Raw genomic sequence first — 19242 nt, 5'->3', positions numbered from 1 at the left:
GCTTCGCACTTTTGCTGAAAATACTCTAATTCCAAGCACCAACAAAAAACACAGCACAATAATGCAGTGTCGCACCGACAACGACAAAGCCGTGCCAAATCGCATTCTGAAAGCGCAGGCGTTCCCATACATGGAAAATCACGCCGAGCGAATAGACCATACCACCCGCTGCAATCAGCCAGAACACGGCCATCGGCAGCGACTGCACCATCGTGTCATAGACCATGACACCGCTCCAGCCGAGCGCCAGATAAAGCAGGATCGACAGCCGGTCAAAGCGGCCCGGCATAAACAATTTGAGCATGATGCCGACAAAAGCCACACCCCAGACAAAGACCAGTAACGGCAAAGCGCGGTCACCCATATGGATGGCGAAAGGCGTGTAGGTTCCGGCAATCAGCAGATAAATCGCGGAATGGTCAAAGCGGCGTAAAAACCATTTGGTCGGCGATATAGGCCAGATGTTATAGACCGCAGAAATCCCGAGGGCTGCAAGAAGGCTTGCCAGATAGACCGCCGATGAAATTGATGTCGCAACAGACATATTGGGCAAAAAATAAAAAAGCATAGCAATCGCACCGGCAAGCGCCAGTGCGACACCCAGCACATGAATGACACCGTCGGCCCAAAGCTCGGCCCGGTCATATTTCCATTTTATGGGATAAGGCAGTCTTACATCCATCAGGCTCGTCCATGTCTTCCTATCAAGCCATGAAACTGACATTGCATTGCAGCGTCAAGATGACAGATTGTCGAAACTTATTGAGAGCGGTTCCTGTTTAGGTGGAATCCTAGAAACCGCATTATCTATTTATATTTACGCATTATCCCACGCAAAAAGCTCAACCACTTTTGCTGGAAATGCTCTATTGAACGGCAGGTGCGAAAGAGGCCTGAATGGGTGCGACACCGGGAAGCGGAACAGCAGCAGTTTCCGGCAAGGCTGCGGGAGCCGTTGCAGTTGAAGCCGTATCAAGGGTTGGCGCATTGCGCTTCCAGCGGCCATCTAGACCAGTTTCCTGCAACAATCCCTTGCGCTTAGCATCGTAATAATAGCCACGCGCATAAAAACGAACAGCCTGGCTTTCGTCACCGTCTGCAACCTTATAGGCACCGGAGAGATAACGAACGGCATATTTCAGGTTCGTCTCAGCATCGAGAAGGCCTTTTGCATTTCCTTTGTAGCCCATACCACGCGCAGTCGGATGACTGATCTGCATCAGGCCCCAATAAGGACCGTTGCGTGCACCGGGATTAAAACGGCTTTCACGATGAACGACGCGGCGCACCAGACGTTCCGGCACGTCATAGGCAACCGAATATTTGGTAATAAGATCGTCAAGACCATCCGGCGCATGATCAGGCGTCTCGAACGCCATATTGGTAGCAAGGGAAGCCGGCGACGCTGCGGCCTGTGCGCTTGCGAAGGCAAGCATCGGCTCTGATTGCCCGCGGATACCCGGAATTGGCACTACCGATGGAAGCACCGGATTTTCAAGAGACGCGACGGTTTGCGTACCGGGGGCAGCATTGGCGTCGGCGACTGTGGTCGCACCCGCTACCGCGCCATTTGCCATTGTTGTGGTGGCTGTTGCGGTCGTAGCGGAATTTTGTGTCGGTGTTATCAGCGCAGTTTTTTCAGGCTTGCCATCGCTGGTCGTGTTGCACGCGCTCAAAGCAACAGCGCAACCAAGGATTAGGACACCTTTAAGGACCGGGAATGAAAATGGTTTGGAAAGAGCCTGAAAACGCATGACCGTTGACCTCAGGAATCGAAATCTTGTTCAATGCGTTTTTCGAGTTCAACCAGATCTTCTGGCAGAGGCATGCCTGTTGCTTTGAGCGTGTTGAGCTTCTCGCGAACAGTTTCGCGAATCTCATGAACGTCCTGCGGCTGATTTACCATCTGCTCAAAAAGCAGCGCAATTTCAGCTTTGATGTCCTCGAATGCCATAAGATCCTCTTGGCTTATCAGGCTTAAATCACAGCCCGTTTCAGTCAATATTCTTTCAATCGATGATTGTCATGTACCACGCAAAATACGCTTAGCGGAAGCCCTGAACGTCACAGGCGTGTCAAAATGAATATTTCAGCGCGTAACACAACGCTTTTCACGATCAAAGAATGTTCGGCAGCATCGTACCTAATGCATTGAATTCAAATGCAAAAATTCCTAAATCATCCAAGCCGAGACTCCCATCGGAATCGAATAGATAAATGCTCATTCCGATAAGCGCGGCTGTCAGCAAAATCGCCAATATCGTCAAAAGCAGAAGGCGGCGACCGAGAGCAGCCTTTGCGCCTGCTCTCTCAGGTGTGATCTTGTTCATGTTCAATCGTCGTTGGTGGCGTTCAGATTTTCTGGCGGTGTACCATGTTCTGGCGTGGCCGCAAGATAGCCCTGCTGCACAAGTGAATTGCGCAAAATATGGATGATGGCTTCGGTCTGATTAAGACCGGGATGTTTTTCGTTGATAAAATGCTCCAGAGCATCATGTATATCGACGGGAAGATAAATGCTCATCATTCCTCCTTCGGAATTTTTCGATTCTACGCCATCAGCCCTGACGCGCGCCCCCTCACACAACTTTCACGGAAATAGAGCCGACGCCATCTACATTTCCTTGCAAAACGTCGCCTCGCTTGACCGCTCCCACGCCTGCAGGTGTGCCGGTATAGATCAGATCACCCGGTTGCAGCTCAAACAGCGATGAGAGATAGGCGATAGTTTCCGGCACTTTCCAGATCATCTGGTTAAGATCACCTGCCTGACGCTGCTCGCCGTTGATTTTCAGCGTAATCGCAGCCGAATCAGGGTGTCCGATGTCCGACACGGGTACGATGGCCGAGCAGGGTGCGGAATGCTCAAAGGCTTTCGCCACTTCCCAAGGACGGCCAGCTTTCTTCGCCACAGCCTGCAAATCACGGCGCGTCATATCGATACCGACCGCATAGCCATAAACGTGATCAAGCGCTGTTTCGACCGGAATATCGCGCCCGCCCGTCTTGATTGCGACAACCAGCTCAATCTCGTGATGCACATCTTCGGACTTTGGCGGATAAGGAAAATCTCCGCCATTAATCACCAGGCTATCCGGATTTTTCTGGAAGAAGAAAGGTGGGGTGCGGGTTGGATCACCACCCATTTCAATAGCGTGATCAGCATAGTTCTGACCGACGCAATAAATGCGATGCACAGGAAAACGCGCTTCTGTTCCCTTCACAGGCACGGACGGCTGTGCGCAGGGCGCGAAAACATAATCTGTCATGAAAGCTAATCCCGTGGAGTGTAAATGCTGGTTCTATCATGCAAGCAGGAATCACCTGCCGCAAGTGTCGGCGGTGCAATTTACAATCATCTTTTATAAAGACGCGACAATGTAATCCGCTTTGCGGGACGCAGAAACGACCAGTTGCGCATTGGGAATATCATTTAAAAGTGCGCGTTCACGCGCCTTATCCACGCCATGGCCGTGATCGAGCCAACGCTGGATGAGACGGCGCTCAAGCTCGGCAAAAGGCACGTCCAGAAAGACAGTCATATCGAAAAATGGCGTAAGGCACGTCCATGGCGGCTCATTAAGTAACAGATAATTGCCCTCGACCAGCAATATGCGATGACCGGCGCGAACGATTGATGCGCCAGCGCGTGCGAGATCAAGCGTGCGATCAAAAACTGGAATGACAATATCGTCCTGCGTGTTTTTCAACCGCTCCAGAAGGGCTGCAAAGCCCGCACAATCGAAAGTCGGCGGCGAGCCTTTACGGCTGCGAAGACCACGTTCATCAAGGATAGCGTTGTCGAGATGAAAACCATCCATCGGCACAACGACAGCCGGTCCCGCCTCAACTTTATTGATCGCCTCGCGCAGATATTCTGAAATTGTCGATTTGCCAGCGCCGGGAGGTCCGGCAATCGCGATAATCAGACGGTCATCGGTGTTGGAAAGTCGCGCAAGAATTTCGGCAGGCAGATTTTCGGCTTGGCAAGGCTTCATGTGAGGCACCCGAATTAAAAACAGAAGTATTTTTGTAAGACAGCACACAGTTTGTTATTTTCAAACAATAAGTTTGATCTATCTTGTCTTGTAATGACCGCAAAGACTGATCACAGACACTTATTCAAATCTACCCATATTCAAATCATTGAATCGAACGGGAAAAACATGACTGCCAAAACAGTTGCCACCACGCCCTTTCAGGACCAGCAGCCCGGCACATCGGGCCTGCGTAAGAAAGTGCCGGTTTTCCAGCAGCCGAATTATGCTGAAAATTTCATCCAGTCGGTTTTCGATGTGCTGGACGGTTTTGCGGGCAAAACCCTTGTGGTCGGCGGCGACGGGCGCTTTTATAATCGCGAAGTGATCCAGAAAGTCATCAAGATCGCAGCCGCCAACGGTTTTGGCCGCATCATGGTCGGTCAGGGTGGCATTCTGTCGACGCCAGCCGCGTCCAATATGATCCGCCAATACAAGGCTTTTGGCGGGCTTATTCTATCGGCCAGCCATAATCCCGGCGGACCGAAAGAAGATTTCGGCATCAAATATAATATCGGCAATGGCGGTCCCGCACCGGAGAAGATTACCGAGGCGATCTTTGCCCGCTCCAAAGTGATTGATCAGTACAAGATCACCGATGCACCCGACGTGGACATAGACAAGATTGGCACGGCTAAAATCGGCGACACCGAGATCGTGGTCTTCGATCCGGTCGAGGACTATGCGCGATTGATGGAAACTCTGTTCGATTTCGACGCAATCCGCACGATGATCCAAAACGGCTTTGGCCTCAAATTCGATGCCATGCATGCCGTCACCGGCCCCTATGCCAAGGAAATTTTCGAGCGTCGCCTCGGCGCACCGGAAGGCAGCGTGATGAATTTCGTACCGCTGCCGGATTTTGGTGGCCATCACCCGGACCCCAATCTGGTCTATGCCAAAGAACTCTATGATCTGCTGATGTCGGATCATGCACCGGATTTTGGTGCTGCATCGGACGGCGACGGCGACCGCAATCTCATTATCGGGCGCGGCATCTTCGTGACCCCATCCGATTCGCTTGCGATGCTAGCCGCAAATGCGCATCTAGCACCGGGCTATAAGGATGGCATCAAGGGTATCGCCCGTTCGATGCCGACCAGTGCCGCCGCTGATCGCGTTGCAGAGAAGCTCGGCATCGGCATGTATGAAACCCCGACCGGCTGGAAGTTCTTTGGCAACCTGCTCGACCATGGCAAGGTCACGATTTGCGGCGAGGAAAGCTCCGGTACCGGCTCTGACCATGTGCGCGAGAAGGACGGGCTTTGGGCGGTTTTGCTCTGGCTCAATATTCTGGCAGTACGCAAGGAAAGCGTGAAAGCCATTGTCGAGGAACATTGGGCACGCTTTGGCCGCAACTATTACACCCGCCACGATTATGAAGCGGTTGATTCCGACATTGCAAAGAAGCTGGTTGCTGATTTGCGCGGCAAGCTCGCAAGCCTGCCGGGAACAAGCGTCAACGGTTTGAAAATCGAAAAGGCCGATGATTTCGCCTATCATGATCCGATCGATCATTCAGTAAGCGAACATCAGGGCATCCGCATCTATTTTGAAGGCGGTGCGCGGGTTGTGATGCGTCTGTCGGGAACCGGCACATCAGGCGCGACTATCCGCATTTATATCGAGCGCTATGAAGCAGATACAGCCAAGCATAATCTGGATACGCAGCAAACGCTGTCTACGCTAATTGATGCTGCCGAGCAAATTGCTGAGGTGAAAAAGCGCAGCGGGCGGAGTGAGCCAAGCGTGATCACATAATGGAAAGGGCCCTCGCGGGCCCTTCTTTTTTAGTCAAAAACAATCGCCGGAGCGGGCTTACCAGCCCCCTCGCCCGACTTCATGTTTTCCCACACTTTACGCGCGATATCGCGATAGATTTTCGCATGTTCGCTATCCGGCTCCACTGCGGTGATTGGCGTACCATTATCAGAATGTGCGCGCACATCCATATGCAGCGGCACTTCGCCGAGGAACGGCACCTTCAGCCGTTCCGCTTCCTTACGTGCACCCCCATGGCCGAAAATATCATAACGTTTGCCCGTATCGGGCGCGATGAAATAGCTCATGTTTTCGACAATGCCCAAAAGTGGCACATCGACCTTGCGGAACATGGCAAGACCCTTTCGCGCATCAATCAGCGCCAGATCCTGCGGTGTAGAAACAACGACCGCACCCGCCAAAGGCACCTGCTGCGCCATGGTGAGCTGTGCGTCACCCGTACCCGGAGGCATATCGACAACCAGCACATCAAGATTGCCCCATGCCACTTCGCGCAGCATCTGTGTCAGCGCTGAAATGACCATAGGTCCACGCCAGATCATCGGCGTGTCTTCTTCGACCATAAAACCCATGGACATGACCTTGACGCCATAATTTTCCATCGGCTTCAATGTTCGGCCTTCGACCGTTTCCGGGCGACCAGAAAGGCCAAGCAAGCGCGGCATCGAAGGGCCATAAATGTCGGCATCGAGAATGCCCACTTTCAGACCATTCGCCACCATGCCGAGTGCCAGATTGACAGCGGTCGTGGACTTACCCACGCCACCCTTGCCCGATGCGACGGCAATAATCGCGCCAACACCCGGAACGCCCGGTTTCGCAGCCGGACGCGGCTGTGGTGCTGCAGCTGTTGCCGCGGGACGCGGCTGCGGTTTTGGCGGCGGCGGCGCGTCGTCACTTGTGCGACCGCCCTTCTTTTCCGCAGTCAGCGTGACCAGCGCGCCAGACACGCCCGGAATTTCCTTAACCGCTTTTTCAGCAGCCAACCGCATCGGCTCAAGTCCGTTCGCGCGATCCGCGGGCACTGTAATGGAGAAAAACACCTTGCCGTCGGCAATGAAAATATCCGAAACCAGACCGAGCGACACGACATCGCTTTCGAAATCTGGTCCTGTCACAGCTTTCAACCGCTCCAGAACCTGTTCACGCGTTACGCCTGACATTATTCCAACCTCGTCTGCGGCAAGCTCTGCGCTTGCCCGCTTTGCATGTCTTGAGATAAGCCAATTTTAGCCAAAAGGCCAATAGAACCAAGCAAAGAGTTTTTGAGAGACAGGTGACATAATGGCCAAAGCCATCCACACAATGATCCGCGTTCTTGATGAGGAGCGTTCCGTTTCCTTCTACGATCAGGCTTTTGGTCTGAAAATCGCCGAGCGTATCGATTTTGAAACCTTCACGCTGGTCTATCTGCGCAGTGTCGAAGCCGATTTCGAGGTCGAGCTGACTGTCAACAAAGATCGCTCCGAGCCTTACAATCTTGGCGACGGCTATGGTCATCTGGCGGTTGTTGTCGATGATCTTGATGCGGAACATGCTCGCTTCACAACGCTTGGTCTGAAGGTTGGCAAGCTGGTTGATTTCAAGAATGACAGCGTACGGATCGCATATTTTTTCTTCGTAGAAGACCCGGATGGCTACAAGATCGAAGTCATTCAGCGCGGCGGACGCTATCAATGAGACTATTTCAGGCGAGCGGCACATAAATCGCCGCTCGTCTTCGAACAAACCAGCTTCTATTTGACGCTTGGCAAAGATGGTTGCCTTAGACTAGATAAAGTCGATCCTGAAGGAGCACACGGATTGAACAGGCGCACAGTCCAGTTACGGGTAACATTGGCAATACGCATTCTAAGCGTATTGGCGTTGATGCTTGTCGCTTTCGGACACAAGCCAGTCGCGCTCGCTTCTCCAGAACAATTGCTGCTCGCACAATATGTGTTGCCTGATGGCAGCTATCCCGTGCTTTGTATCACCGATCATGCAGTCGATATTGACGGTCATGAGGATGATCAGCATTTGCACAACAACACTGTTTGCGATGCCTGCCGCATTTCATCAGCGTTTCTGTGTCCTGCGCCTGCTCCATCGACAGGAGCCACAATCAATATTGCAACGGCTGATATTATCACGCCGTCAGAACCCATTCTGAGGCAGCAGACTTATCCGCCTCAAGCGCCGCCGCAAGCGCCGCCTTTCGCCTGAAAACAATCTTTTCCTGCACGCGCTTAGAAAAGCTGCGTCCCGACACATGATTATTCAGGTTCTTTACAATGAAAAATGCTCGTCTTTTGACATCCGCCATTTCGCTCTTTGCCCTTTGCGCTTCCGCATGCATGGCAAACGCCCACTCATCGCTTGACCAGAGCGAAGCCACGGCAGGGAGCCGCTATAAAGCTGTTGTGCGCATTCCGCATGGTTGCGACGGCAAAGCCACGACTTCGGTAAAAATTGAACTGCCAGAAGGCTTTATTGCGGCCCAGCCACAGGCAAAAGCAGGTTGGAAAATTGAAACTGCCAAGGGTGATTACGCACAGAGCTACAAAGTCCATGGCAAAGATGTAACCTCCGGCGTCAAGCAAGTCACGTTCAGCGAAGGCGAACTGCCAAGCGATTTCTATGATGAATTCGTGGTCGTTGGTCAGCTTGCCAAGTTTGACAAGGACACAACGCTGTCTTTCCCTGTGACCCAATATTGCGGCACGGATGATTCCGTTGCATGGACTGAAATTGCAGCGGACGGCCAGAACCCACACGATCTGAAAAACCCTGCCCCGCAGCTTCGCGTGCTCGTTGCTGCCGCGTCTGATGATCATTCCGGGCATGGCTCGCACGGCGATCACGCCATGGCACCAACCAAAGTGGGTGATCTAAGCATCAACGGCCCTTCGATCCGCGCGATGGTTCCGGGTGCCAAGGTTGCTGGTGGTTTTCTCACCATCAAAAATGACGGCAAGGCTGCCGACAAGCTGGTCAGCGTCACAACGACTGGCGTTAAGCGCGTTGAAATCCATGAAATGACAATGGACAATCAGGTCATGAAGATGCGCAAGCTTGAAAATGGTCTGGATATTCCAGCCGGTGAAACTGTTGAGCTGAAATCCGGTGGCTACCACCTGATGTTCATCCAGCCAGACCATCCCTACAAGGAAGGCGACAAGGTTTCCGCTACGCTGGAGTTCGAGAAGGCTGGGAAAGTTAATCTGGAATTCCCTGTGACCCCGCAAAGCGGTAAGTCGGAAGATCATTCCAACCATTGATGTTAGGGTAAAGGGCGCTAACGCGTTTCTCTCCTTACAGCATTATGCGCCCGTTTGCCGCAACCGCTACCCCGTTGTAGCGGTTGCGTTCTTCGTTTATAGCTATAAACATGACTGTAATAGTCTAGAATAATTCCAAACTGTTGAAATAGTTCATCTTTTTAAAAGCTGAGTAATTGACTCCAGATCAATTTGCGGCTTTTATATATCAGAGTTATTTTACTTAACCTTTGATGTTTGGGCCTTGAACCCGTTCGATTGGAGGACCCGATGATCGGTGTCAGCGAATGCCGGTCCGCAAATCTAGATGGATTGCCATGGCAGTTGCATCTTTTGCCGACCGGATATTGTAATGCGCGAGGGGAAACAGAACGCCTCGCGAAATCAAAGCAGCAAGACTGCGCACGTGCTCGCACCTCAGAATGGAGGCGCACATGAATATGCGTATTTCTGAGCTGAATGGCACCAATAGCGTTGGCTATTATGATCGCCTGCCGGAAAAGCTGGTGCTTGAAGGCTATCGCCGCTGGACGGCCGGTTTTGAAACCGGATCAATCATTCCATGGGAAATGACCTGGGGCCTCTATTCAGAAGTGCTTGGCAATTCTGAAGCCAAACGCGCAATCGCCGAGCTTTCGCAATTCATCCGCGTGCTGCGCCATTGTGCAAGCTGCCAATTGCGTGCTTTTCCATTCGATTCACATCATGTTTGCCGTGAGGAATGCCTCACACTGGGTCTGATCTCTGGCTTGCAGAATCAGGATGGTCTGCTGCTCGATACATGCCTTGACGCGATTGCCTGTAAGCGTCGCAGCCATGATGTGGCCGATGCTGCACGCAGTTTCGCCGAAACCTTGGCGGATTTCGGACAGACTTTGCTGCCAATACCGATCCATGCAATCGACAGTGCTTTGAACATATCCCGTCGCGCGACTTTTCACTGAGCTGAAAACGCAGCACACAAACCAATTGAGATTGAGGCCGCGAAAAGCGGCGCGAGGAGAACAAAAATGCAAGCCAGAACCGAACGACGCCTCGGCTTTGTAGCAGCGATTGCACTCACAGCATCAGCCTTTATAATGCCAGCAGCATCGACCCAGATGGCACAGGATACCACTGCACCTGCAACGCTTCATGCATCAGTGGACAGCATGAAACTGGAGCTTTCGCGCCTTATCGCTTTGGCTGACAATGCGGCCAAGCCAGTTCATTACGAATAAATTAGATAGCTATTAGCCGGGCGAAATACCTCCAGTCCGTCCGGTAAAAACAAGAGCGCGTGCATTACGAAATGCACGCGCTCTTTTTTTATCCGCGCATCTTATCCGAAAACCGCTTCACACTTTTCGGGATGCGCTCTTTTTACGATCATCCAACGATGATCGGTGCCTGTCCCTGAACGCGATTGTAAAGGTCGATAATGTCCTGATTCATCAGGCGGATACAGCCTGACGACATCGACTGACCAATCGACCACCATTCTGGTGAACCGTGAATACGATAGCCGGTGTCCCGCCCATTCTGGAAAATATAGAGCGCACGCGCGCCCAGCGGGTTCTGCGGTCCCGGTTCCTGACCGTTGCGGTATTTTTCAAGATCAGGTCGGCGCTGAATCATTTCCGGCGGAGGCGTCCAGCGCGGCCATTGGCGCTTATACTGGACATTCGCGCGTCCCTGCCATTCAAAGCCAGCCTTGCCGATACCTACGCCATAGCGCAGTGCCTCACCGCCCGGCAGGACGTAATAGAGGAAATGATCCTTGGTGGCGACGACAATGGTTCCCGGTGCCTGTCCGGTCGGATCGGGTACGATCTGACGGCGGAATTCTTTCGGAACCTTCTGATAGGGAATAGCCGGAAGCGCATATTGCCCTTCCTGCACCGCCGCATACATGACATCTGGCGTCGTGATCGCCTTGTCCACGCTGATTTGCGGGCGCATTGGCGTGATACCGCTGGTGGACATCGGATCGATGTTCATCTGAAAAGCAGACATGTCCATTGTCTGCGAACAGCCAGCAACACCGCCAAGCATGACAGCACCTGTGCCCAGCAGAAAATGACGACGGCTTAATTTCTCATTCAATTTAGACATACAAATCGCCCAACTCGAAACAATCGGCAAAATGCCTTCTTATCGTTGAATCAATTTGCGGCTTTATGGTTGAGGAAGAGTTAAACAGCTCGCGCAAGCGTTAAGAAAAATGGTTACCGCAATGTTGAGTAGAAAAATGCCGGAGGTTTCGCCCCGGCATGACTAATCAATAATCTTTTTCGTAGAAAACACCGGCGCTTGAATCGCCTTCAGATCCCAATGCGCCCTTAATCTTGAGATTACGGGAAATATCGAGATTGACCGTTCCTTTGGTTGAACCACCGGAACCCGCTTCAACGCCCAAATAGATATTATCGCGAATATAACGACCAGCACGCACAGCGGTTTGGCCTTTGCTGTCGGTCACCACATCAATATCATCAAGACCAGTGCCCTGGCGCAGCTTATTAATCAGCGAATTGTTCGATCCGCCAGCAAGTTCAGCAGCAGCCGCTGCAAGCTGTGCAATCTGGAAAGCCGACAATTCGCCAATCGAGCGTTTGAAGATCAAATGCGCCAGCACTTCATCTTGCGGCAATTCCGGCGAGGACGAGAAGACGATATTCAGATTGTCGACTGTTCCGGTGACGGTCACAATCGCTGTAATGTCATCACCTTCGCTGCGGGCAACAAAATTGATCTGCGGGTTTAGATCTCCCACCAGCGTCACAGTGCCTTCGTCAAAAGTAATGCGCTGTCCAAGGATACCAATGCGACCACGAATGAGATCGAAAGAGCCGACCGGCTGGATATTGGTTACAGGCCCGGTCAGGCGAACACTTCCGCCCAATTCGGTATCAAGGCCACGACCACGCACAAAAATCTGGTTGGGCGCGTTCACCGTTATATCGAGACGCGGCACGGTCGGCCGGGCAGTCGGTGTCGGAACGGCACCGCGACGCGTTTCGACCTTAGCGCGATCCAGCGTGATCTGTACATTTTTCGGTGTATGAATGTGACGAACTGGAACATAAGCCGCACCGCCGCCAAGGTTTTCCGGGACCGTAATTTCTGCGCGCTCCACGTCAATACGACCTGCAATCAATGGATCACGCATCAGCGGGCCAGTGATTGAAATAGCGCCATCCACGGTCGCCACCACCAGCTTGCCATCGGCATAGCGCGCACGGTCAAGCTTGATGTCGATATTGGCCGGGAAATTGGCTTCAGCATTGGTGGAAATCGTGCCAGTGGCAGAAACCGAGCCACCACCGCCAAAGCCCGCATTGACCTGACGCAGCGTGATGGTTTCACCCTCCATCGCGCCCATGATATTAATATTGTTCAGCCGCAGATTGGTTTCAGGATCGATGAATTGCGCACCCGATGTCGAGAACATGCCGCGCAGTTGTGGCTTATCGAAACCGCCTGAAACATTCGCCGTGAGCGAAAGCGTACCGGTTGCCTGCGAACCACGATCGGCAAGGAAGCGATTGGCGAGCGCCAGCGGCACGCTGCCCGACACGTCTACACCAAGCCCCTGCCCCGAAAACGGCACCTTTCCATTGGCGGTGACATTGAGGCCCTGCGGTCCATCAAGGGTCAGCGAAGATATATCGACGGCCATGGCCGCGTAATTGCCCGCAGCCTGCAGGCTCAAGGGTGCAAGCCCATTGTCGCGCAGTGGCTTGGCCGCAAGCCCCGTACCACGCAGATTAAAGCTCGCCGCCGGATTGGTCAGAGGTCCCGTGACACGCGCAGTACCCGTCACGTTGCCCGCAAGGTCTTGTCCTTTGACCACGCCATTGAGTGCCGTCAGCGGCAGATTTGCGAGATTAACATCAACCGCCAGATCGCCCTGTCCAAGCGGCACACCACCCTTGGCGGTTACATCTATACCGCCGCCGCCCGTGACGCGCGCATCGACATTGAGGCGATTGTTTTGCGAACTGCCCTTGGCGTCCGCATCCAAAGGCGCAATGCCCTGATCTTTCAATTGAGCCGCAGTCACGCCACGCGCTGTAATATCGAAGGCTGCATTGGGATTTTCGCGTGTACCTGTAACGCGCGCCGTGCCGTTGACGATGCCACCAAGGCCCAGTTCAGGTTGGAAACTATTGGCAAGTGCGAGCGGCAAATTGGATAAAGCGACCGAAAGATCGAGACGCTCTCCAATGGCGCCATTGACCTTGACCTGCCCGTCACCCGTATTTACCAAAATATCGCCAAACGAAATATCGCTGCCTTTCATGGCAATGGTTGCGGGGGCTGCCAATGTCGCTGAAAGCGAACCTTGCTTCACATCGGCAGATGCCAATGCCAGTTCAAAGCCGCCATCTTTGGGTTCAAGTGAACCGCTCGCATTGGCAGTCGTGCCAATCTTAAGCTTGGTGCTTGCTGTGAAGTCGGTCTTGGTACCGGTCGCATTTGCCGTGGCATTAAAACTGTCGATACCGAAAGTGCTAACCAGAATGTCACGTGCGCTCGCCGTACCATCGACAACCGGCACGCCGAACAGGTCCTGTGCGGTGAGCGCAATATCTGCGGACGCTATGTGATTGCCGTTTATTTTCAGGCCATTGGCCTTGGCATTAACAACAGCATTCTGGCGCTCGCCATTGGCATCAAGTGTGATGTCGGCATTGGCCGAGCCCGTCGCATCTGCAAGGAAAAGCGCTGCCGCGGTTGAAATATCGGGCGCATCGACATTCAACTGTCCTGCCAGAAGACCCTTGGCATTCTGCGTAATATTGCCCGAAACATGCGTACCACCGGCACTGAACACAAGGTTGGTCAGGCGCTTCTCGTCATTGACAATGTCGATGAGCGAACCAAGGTCGATCTTCTCGCCATTCAGAAAGGCGCTGCCTGCAAGCTTGCCGGAAAGTGACGCGCCGGTCGTTGCATTGCCATCCAGTAAAGCGTTGAAATCGAGGCCACCATCGGAGAGCTTTCGATCTGCAAGGGTTCCTTGCGGTGCGTCTGCGCGCAATGCCAGTGCAATCAGCTTGTCATCGCCGCGCGCGCTACCTTTAATTGTCATGCGGCCAGACGCCTTGTCCGATAAGAGCTTAAGGTCGGACAACATTACGCCAAAATCGAAATCTGCCTTGTCGGATGCGAAAGAACCATTGGCGGTGATTTCGCTCAATTCATTGCCTATGCGAAAGTCTCGGGCGGCAAATCCTGCGCTACTGCGAGCAATTCCACCGCTCAGCTTCACATCACCATTGAGAATATTATCGACCGCTTCAGTTCCGGTGCGCATGTTCTGCGCATTGCCATCGAGATTAAGGTCAAAAGCGCCGCTGATCGGGCTGACACTGCCCGATGCCTTCACATCGATACTGCCTGCAAGATCGCGATCGGCAATTGCACCATAGGGGGCAAGGCTTGCTACTTTTGCAAGAATATCGCCGTTGAAAACAAAATCATTGATCTTGCCATTGAGTTCAAGGCTCAGCCCATTGCCTTCAATGCTTACTTTCGCAAGATCGACCGCCGTGCCAGCACGCCAGCCGCCATTGATCACAAGATCAATCTTATCCCCCAGCGCTTCGGCAATTTTTGCATCACGCGCACCAATACCGCTCACGCCCCCGGACACATCGAATGTCACACGACGGCTGGCAGCATCATTGAGATTTTCTGCAACGCCGCCCATATCGAGCGCGATGCTGGAAGCCGAAATAGTTTCATTTTTGAAACCGGAAACCGCAAGCTTTCCTGTCCAGTCATTGGTTGGGCGGTCGCCATAGGAAACCTGGAAAGTCGCATTGTTGATGGTCGTTTCACCACCCTTGACAGGCAAAAGCACTTGGCCTTTGTTTTCATCCTGAATATTTGCATCGACCCGCAGCTTGCTCAGAAAGCCATCACTGCCCAATTCTGCTGAGGCTTTGAGCTTCAATGCAGCCGCGTTCAGTGTCAGATCATCCAGGCGGAAACCGCCGCCGTCTTTGAGCAAGCCATTTGCAGAAAGCGCTGTCTGCGCGCCGAAGAAGTCGCGAAAGGCTGGCGGAACCAGAACTGCAATAGGGCCATCAATACGGGTTGCAAAAACACGGCCATCTGCCTGACGAACAAGCGTGAAACCGCCTGTCAGCGTGCGCGTGCCATTGGTATCGAGTGCCAGATCGATCTTAAGATCATCAAGAGTACCGTTGCCGGTCAGATTAAGATCAACCGGAGGGCGTCCATCAATATTGAGCAGATTTGCAACAATACCATTGGCAGGCTCTGTGACTTTCAGATCAAGATCGAGTTTCTGATCGGCATTCGCATAGGCTGCGCGCAGTGCAAAATTGCCGCCTGGACCATCAAGGCGCTTAATGTCGAAGGCGGAAGTGAGTGAGCCATCGGCAAGCGACAAGTTACCATTAAGCGAGACGACCGATTGGAGCCCGAAAATATCTGGGCCAAATGTGAGGCTCGCCACGTCGAGACTGTCGATATTGATCGACAGCGGCAGTTCCGGCAGGCTGAAACTTGAGGATTCCGGCGACGGCAATCCGGTATCCGGCAAAGGCTTGCGGATAAAATCAATGCGTTCCGCAACCAGCGACTGGATGCTCAAACGCCCGGTGAACAGCGCTGTGCGACTCCAGTTCAGCTTCGCATTTTCAATGCGCAGCCAAACGCCTTCACGGTCGGCAATCGTGATCTGGCCGACAGTTGCTTCAGACGAAAGAAGTCCGCTCAGGCCAGAAAACTGGATGCGTCGGTTTGGCGCGGAAAGTTTGCTTTCCACGAAAGAAATAAAATACGACTTTTCCTCTTCCTGCTGCTGCTCCTGTGCAATGGCAGGTACTGCGAAAAGGATGAAGGCGAGAAGTGCAAGAAATCTGGTCAAAACGCCTGTCCTATGCCCACGTAGAATGCATAGCTCGGATCGCCCGAGCGGCGGTTAAGCGGAAGTGCCACATCGAGACGGATCGGACCCAGCCCCGTGAGGTAACGCAGGCCAAGGCCCGTGCCTATGCGCATTTCTTCCGAAAAGTCTGGATAGGATTGTTCGCCCACATAGCCAGCATCGACAAAGCCGACGACACCGATGGAATCGGTGACGCGCGTGCGCACTTCGCCTGACGCCTCGACCAGCGAGCGGCCACCAATCGTTTCGCCTGTCGATGTTTCGACGCCAATGCTGCGATAGGAATAGCCACGGATTGAACCGCCACCACCCGCAAGGAACAGCTGGTTAGGCGGCAGATCAGCAATATCAGCACCAACAACAGAGCCGAGCTTTAAGCGGCCTGCGAGAACAACGCGGTCCGTTGAACCAAACCCGTAATAAGTACGACCTTCCGCAGTAAAGCGCGTCGCAAAATTTCCGCGCTGGAATTCATAGAAAGGCTGGATATTGCCTTCCAGATAAACACCGGATGTTGGATCGGGCTTGTTGTTGCGGCCATCATAAAGAAGATTGCCTTCAAGCCCGCCTGTCGTGAACTCACGTTTTCCGAAGAAATCATCCTCAAAGCGGCCGTGACTTGCCTTGGCGTAGAGTGCGCCAGAAAGCTCATCGCTGAAAATCTGCGTAAAGCCGGTCTTCGCATTGACCGATGTTTCGGTATAAGCATCAAGCACTTCGCGCTTGGCATCAAGCGCTGCAACAAAATCCGTATCAGGGGTGTAAACGCCCGGCTTGGAGAAGCTCGTACCAACCGTATAAGTATAATTGGCTGGATCGAACGAATTATCCTGTGACCCGCCGACACCGCTCACTTTAGCATCGAAGCGTAAGCGCTCGCCGCGACCAAACAGGTTGCGATGCATCCAGTAGCCAGTGACGCCAAAGCCATCAAGCGTTGAATATTCAGCACCAAAGCCGAAGCGGCGCGGTTTACGCTCCTGCACATTCAGCGTCATCGGCAGACTGCCATCCGGCTCAATATTGTCTGCTTCCTCGAAAGTCATCGAACGAAAAACTTCCATGCGTCCGAGACGCTTTTTGGCGTTCTCAATATCGTCGGGATCGTATTCGTGCCCCGGTTTCAAGCCGGTCATCCAGGCAACGAATTGCGGATCCATACGCGCTGTTCCAACGACGCTGACAGGCCCATAGTGAGCCTGGCGTCCGGGATCAAGCCCAATATCGGCTGAAACCGTGTTGCCATCATGATCGGCAACGATGTCCTCATTGGTGATTTTGGCTTTGGCATAGCCCTGCTGACGCCATGCCTCGACCGCCAGACGTTCGGCTCTGAGAATCGTACCGGAACGCGCAAGCTCACCGGTTGCAAAGCCAGCCTTTTCGACGGATTCCACCTTGTCCTTTTTGTCTACAGGCGGTGGCGCAATACTAGAAATCGCCGTGCGCGAGAACAAAAACTGTGGGCCGGGATCAACCGAAATATCGATCTTAGCGTTGTTGGGAATATCGGCATCGACAGGAATATCGGCTGCCTCACGCCCATCGACCTTGATGGAAATTGTGCCGCCGTAACGCCCTTCGCCATAAAGCGCTGCGAGAATACGCCGATAATCACCGCGCGCCTTAGCCAGAAGACCGGCAGAACCTGATGCAGGCGTTTGCTCATCGGAAACAAGCCCAGATGCACCATCTATGACGGATTTGAGATCAGCTTCTGTGCCATCCGCATTTTTGCGATTACCAACAGCATTAACCTCGACCGTATAGCTCTTGGGATCGATAATGTCGGGATCGGTTTTCTTGTCCTCGCCCCAGAGCCGGACACCGAAAATCTCGAACGCCATTGCGGGCGATACCGTCATGGATGAAAACTGCACCGCTAACGCGAGTGCAATAATATCTCGTCCCTGTATCGTCCTGTTACGCCAAGTCATACACGTTACTGTCCGGTTTTTGAGCCGCACATCCTATCCGAGAACAGTTCTCGGGATGCACTCTATTTCACGACCGCCTTGGTAGCGCCTCGTCCCTCCCGTAATCCCAGGACGATTCAGGGATTAACATAGAGTGGTGGGAAGGCCAAGCTTCAACCAAAGCGCTGCATGACATTTCAGGTCTGGACGAGCATTTATCCAAAAGAAGCCGAACTTACGCGGCGGCTTGCCAAGAATCGCAAAGCTCCTCCAAAGCCTAAAGTCATTTATCCCCTATTGTGAATAGATTGAGTCAATGGAGCGTTAACGGGGAGCGTTAATGGAGAGCGTTTATAGCGTAAAATGATCGCGGCCCGCCGGAGGGAGGAGTATCCGGCAGGCCGCTTCTCAGGTCATGGGTCAGGGGAGGATAATGACCTGAAATGTGATATTTTTGTTGGGTTAGCGTCCGGAATGAAACGGGCGTACATTACCGAACTCTGGCCGAACGCCAGTTCCAATCCGGTAGTGGCCATTTGACCCTGACCAACCGGGTCGCCTTGACGGACCGACACCCCATGCTGGATTCCATGCACGCTGGCCAGAATTCGATCGCGCATAAGGATCATATCTTGGACCCGGCACTGGACGCCAACCAGGATAACCGCCGTGACCCATTCGACGGCCCCAATAAGGATCGCTACCCGGACCCCACCCGCGGTTCCAACCATAACCCGGTCCCCAGCCACCGCCACCAATAATCAAAGTCGTGCTGGACGTTGAGGGATAATAGTCCGAGGGATAAGGATTGTAAGGATAGGGGGTAGAAGGATAGCCGGGACCTCGTGCATATCCTCCAAAGCTTACGAAACGTGCTGAAACCCAACCACGGTTGTTTATCTGGCACCAACCACCACCACATGGTCCTGCATCAACTCGGATACCCGCAGGCAATGCGGCAAGCCGTCCATAATTCACCCCGGGACCGCTGCGGACATTTACATTCGCCGTTACTGTTGCGGGCGCTGCAAAAGCTAGTGCCGGAACAGCTATTACCGAAGCAAAAATCAATGCGCCGAAAATCTTATTCTTAAGTATTATCTTAAATAAAAACATTGCCAATTCTCCAAATATGCAGCAGTAAAATGCAACGCGAAGAAATCAATAATGCAATTCATACATCAAAAAATGGATAAATGCAAATATTTGCCAATCTATAGTAAATATAGATGCAATAATGAGCAAAATAGCATTTTTATTAAAATTATACATAATTTTTTATTTGAAGTAACTGGAAGCTTGCATCAACAAAAAGCGCCCCGGAGGGAACCGGGGCGCCA

General features: G+C 52.8%; 18 protein-coding genes. 6 read left to right on the top strand and 12 right to left on the bottom strand.

Annotated features, from left to right (window positions below):
• Nucleotides 1-25: 25 nt before the first annotated feature.
• From trhA to CEV31_RS05915, 7 genes are all read right to left on the bottom strand, one after another.
• Entirely contained in the window at nt 26-682 is a 657-nt protein-coding gene (gene trhA, locus CEV31_RS05945) for a PAQR family membrane homeostasis protein TrhA (protein WP_094506097.1), read from the bottom strand.
• A gap of 184 nt (nt 683-866) precedes the next feature.
• Nucleotides 867-1754 (bottom strand): lytic transglycosylase domain-containing protein, encoded by an 888-nt coding sequence (locus tag CEV31_RS05940; RefSeq protein WP_094506095.1) that lies wholly within the window; start codon nt 1752-1754, stop codon nt 867-869.
• A gap of 11 nt (nt 1755-1765) precedes the next feature.
• Nucleotides 1766-1954: a hypothetical protein gene (locus CEV31_RS05935; RefSeq protein WP_094506094.1), complete on the bottom strand. Its 189-nt coding sequence runs from the start codon at nt 1952-1954 to the stop codon at nt 1766-1768.
• Nucleotides 1955-2117: 163 nt separating this feature from the next.
• Nucleotides 2118-2330, bottom strand: a complete 213-nt coding sequence (locus CEV31_RS05930) for a hypothetical protein (RefSeq protein ID WP_094506092.1) — start codon at nt 2328-2330, stop codon at nt 2118-2120.
• A gap of 2 nt (nt 2331-2332) precedes the next feature.
• Nucleotides 2333-2524: a hypothetical protein gene (locus tag CEV31_RS05925; RefSeq protein WP_094506090.1), complete on the bottom strand. Its 192-nt coding sequence runs from the start codon at nt 2522-2524 to the stop codon at nt 2333-2335.
• Between the two features lie 55 nt (nt 2525-2579).
• Nucleotides 2580-3269: a fumarylacetoacetate hydrolase family protein gene (locus CEV31_RS05920; protein WP_094506088.1), complete on the bottom strand. Its 690-nt coding sequence runs from the start codon at nt 3267-3269 to the stop codon at nt 2580-2582.
• Nucleotides 3270-3362: 93 nt separating this feature from the next.
• Nucleotides 3363-3998, bottom strand: coding sequence for a nucleoside/nucleotide kinase family protein (locus CEV31_RS05915; protein ID WP_094506086.1), 636 nt, complete (start codon nt 3996-3998; stop codon nt 3363-3365).
• A 168-nt stretch (nt 3999-4166) separates the two neighbouring features.
• On the opposite strand from CEV31_RS05915, the gene CEV31_RS05910 reads away from it, so the two are divergent.
• Complete coding sequence (locus tag CEV31_RS05910) at nt 4167-5798, top strand: alpha-D-glucose phosphate-specific phosphoglucomutase (RefSeq protein WP_094506085.1); 1632 nt, start codon at nt 4167-4169, stop codon at nt 5796-5798.
• Nucleotides 5799-5827: 29 nt separating this feature from the next.
• On the opposite strand, the gene CEV31_RS05905 is transcribed toward CEV31_RS05910, so the two are convergent.
• Nucleotides 5828-6982, bottom strand: a complete 1155-nt coding sequence (locus CEV31_RS05905; RefSeq protein ID WP_094506084.1) for an Mrp/NBP35 family ATP-binding protein — start codon at nt 6980-6982, stop codon at nt 5828-5830.
• A 121-nt stretch (nt 6983-7103) separates the two neighbouring features.
• On the opposite strand from CEV31_RS05905, the gene CEV31_RS05900 reads away from it, so the two are divergent.
• The 5 genes from CEV31_RS05900 (at nt 7104) to CEV31_RS05880 (ending at nt 10299) form a co-directional block, all read left to right on the top strand.
• Nucleotides 7104-7499 (top strand): VOC family protein, encoded by a 396-nt coding sequence (locus tag CEV31_RS05900; protein WP_094506082.1) that lies wholly within the window; start codon nt 7104-7106, stop codon nt 7497-7499.
• 189 nt (nt 7500-7688) lie between these two features.
• Nucleotides 7689-8024 carry a hypothetical protein gene (locus CEV31_RS05895; protein WP_235818054.1) on the top strand — a complete coding sequence of 112 codons (336 nt, stop codon included), beginning with the start codon at nt 7689-7691 and terminating at the stop codon, nt 8022-8024.
• 68 nt (nt 8025-8092) lie between these two features.
• Nucleotides 8093-9079, top strand: coding sequence for a DUF1775 domain-containing protein (locus CEV31_RS05890; protein WP_094506081.1), 987 nt, complete (start codon nt 8093-8095; stop codon nt 9077-9079).
• 434 nt (nt 9080-9513) lie between these two features.
• Nucleotides 9514-10023: a hypothetical protein gene (locus tag CEV31_RS05885; RefSeq protein WP_210190890.1), complete on the top strand. Its 510-nt coding sequence runs from the start codon at nt 9514-9516 to the stop codon at nt 10021-10023.
• A gap of 66 nt (nt 10024-10089) precedes the next feature.
• Nucleotides 10090-10299 carry a hypothetical protein gene (locus tag CEV31_RS05880; RefSeq protein ID WP_094506079.1) on the top strand — a complete coding sequence of 70 codons (210 nt, stop codon included), beginning with the start codon at nt 10090-10092 and terminating at the stop codon, nt 10297-10299.
• Nucleotides 10300-10447: 148 nt separating this feature from the next.
• Here CEV31_RS05880 and CEV31_RS05875 read toward each other — a convergent pair whose 3' ends face one another.
• From CEV31_RS05875 to CEV31_RS05860, 4 genes are all read right to left on the bottom strand, one after another.
• Nucleotides 10448-11173 carry a L,D-transpeptidase gene (locus CEV31_RS05875; protein ID WP_094506078.1) on the bottom strand — a complete coding sequence of 242 codons (726 nt, stop codon included), beginning with the start codon at nt 11171-11173 and terminating at the stop codon, nt 10448-10450.
• A 166-nt stretch (nt 11174-11339) separates the two neighbouring features.
• The gene (locus CEV31_RS05870; protein WP_094506076.1) at nt 11340-15965 is read right to left on the bottom strand and encodes a translocation/assembly module TamB domain-containing protein; all 4626 of its coding nucleotides are present in this window, start codon (nt 15963-15965) and stop codon (nt 11340-11342) included.
• Entirely contained in the window at nt 15962-17923 is a 1962-nt protein-coding gene (locus CEV31_RS05865) for an autotransporter assembly complex protein TamA (RefSeq protein ID WP_094506074.1), read from the bottom strand. Before CEV31_RS05865 ends, CEV31_RS05870 begins: the two co-directional genes overlap by 4 nt.
• 441 nt (nt 17924-18364) lie before the next feature.
• Entirely contained in the window at nt 18365-19018 is a 654-nt protein-coding gene (locus CEV31_RS05860) for an SH3 domain-containing protein (RefSeq protein WP_094506072.1), read from the bottom strand.
• Nucleotides 19019-19242: the final 224 nt, after the last annotated feature.

It is taken from the genome of Brucella thiophenivorans, from assembly GCF_002252445.1.
GTDB lineage: Bacteria > Pseudomonadota > Alphaproteobacteria > Rhizobiales > Rhizobiaceae > Brucella > Brucella thiophenivorans.
Note: the sequence above shows the minus strand (reverse complement) of the source record. Positions and strands in the feature narration are given on the sequence as shown.

Excerpts from the sequence above, each read along its gene's own strand:
- CEV31_RS05940 (WP_094506095.1), bottom strand. The coding sequence starts at position 1,754 with ATGCGTTTTCAGGCTCTTTCCAAACCATTTTCATTCCCGGTCCTTAAA.
- CEV31_RS05900 (WP_094506082.1), top strand. The coding sequence starts at position 7,104 with ATGGCCAAAGCCATCCACACAATGATCCGCGTTCTTGATGAGGAGCGT.
- CEV31_RS05915 (WP_094506086.1), bottom strand. The coding sequence starts at position 3,998 with ATGAAGCCTTGCCAAGCCGAAAATCTGCCTGCCGAAATTCTTGCGCGA.
- CEV31_RS05935 (WP_094506094.1), bottom strand. The coding sequence starts at position 1,954 with ATGGCATTCGAGGACATCAAAGCTGAAATTGCGCTGCTTTTTGAGCAG.
- trhA (WP_094506097.1), bottom strand. The coding sequence starts at position 682 with ATGGATGTAAGACTGCCTTATCCCATAAAATGGAAATATGACCGGGCC.
- CEV31_RS05875 (WP_094506078.1), bottom strand. The coding sequence starts at position 11,173 with ATGTCTAAATTGAATGAGAAATTAAGCCGTCGTCATTTTCTGCTGGGC.
- CEV31_RS05905 (WP_094506084.1), bottom strand. The coding sequence starts at position 6,982 with ATGTCAGGCGTAACGCGTGAACAGGTTCTGGAGCGGTTGAAAGCTGTG.
- CEV31_RS05895 (WP_235818054.1), top strand. The coding sequence starts at position 7,689 with ATGCTTGTCGCTTTCGGACACAAGCCAGTCGCGCTCGCTTCTCCAGAA.
- CEV31_RS05925 (WP_094506090.1), bottom strand. The coding sequence starts at position 2,524 with ATGAGCATTTATCTTCCCGTCGATATACATGATGCTCTGGAGCATTTT.
- CEV31_RS05930 (WP_094506092.1), bottom strand. The coding sequence starts at position 2,330 with ATGAACAAGATCACACCTGAGAGAGCAGGCGCAAAGGCTGCTCTCGGT.
- CEV31_RS05890 (WP_094506081.1), top strand. The coding sequence starts at position 8,093 with ATGAAAAATGCTCGTCTTTTGACATCCGCCATTTCGCTCTTTGCCCTT.
- CEV31_RS05885 (WP_210190890.1), top strand. The coding sequence starts at position 9,514 with ATGAATATGCGTATTTCTGAGCTGAATGGCACCAATAGCGTTGGCTAT.
- CEV31_RS05865 (WP_094506074.1), bottom strand. The coding sequence starts at position 17,923 with ATGACTTGGCGTAACAGGACGATACAGGGACGAGATATTATTGCACTC.
- CEV31_RS05860 (WP_094506072.1), bottom strand. The coding sequence starts at position 19,018 with ATGTTTTTATTTAAGATAATACTTAAGAATAAGATTTTCGGCGCATTG.
- CEV31_RS05880 (WP_094506079.1), top strand. The coding sequence starts at position 10,090 with ATGCAAGCCAGAACCGAACGACGCCTCGGCTTTGTAGCAGCGATTGCA.
- CEV31_RS05910 (WP_094506085.1), top strand. The coding sequence starts at position 4,167 with ATGACTGCCAAAACAGTTGCCACCACGCCCTTTCAGGACCAGCAGCCC.
- CEV31_RS05920 (WP_094506088.1), bottom strand. The coding sequence starts at position 3,269 with ATGACAGATTATGTTTTCGCGCCCTGCGCACAGCCGTCCGTGCCTGTG.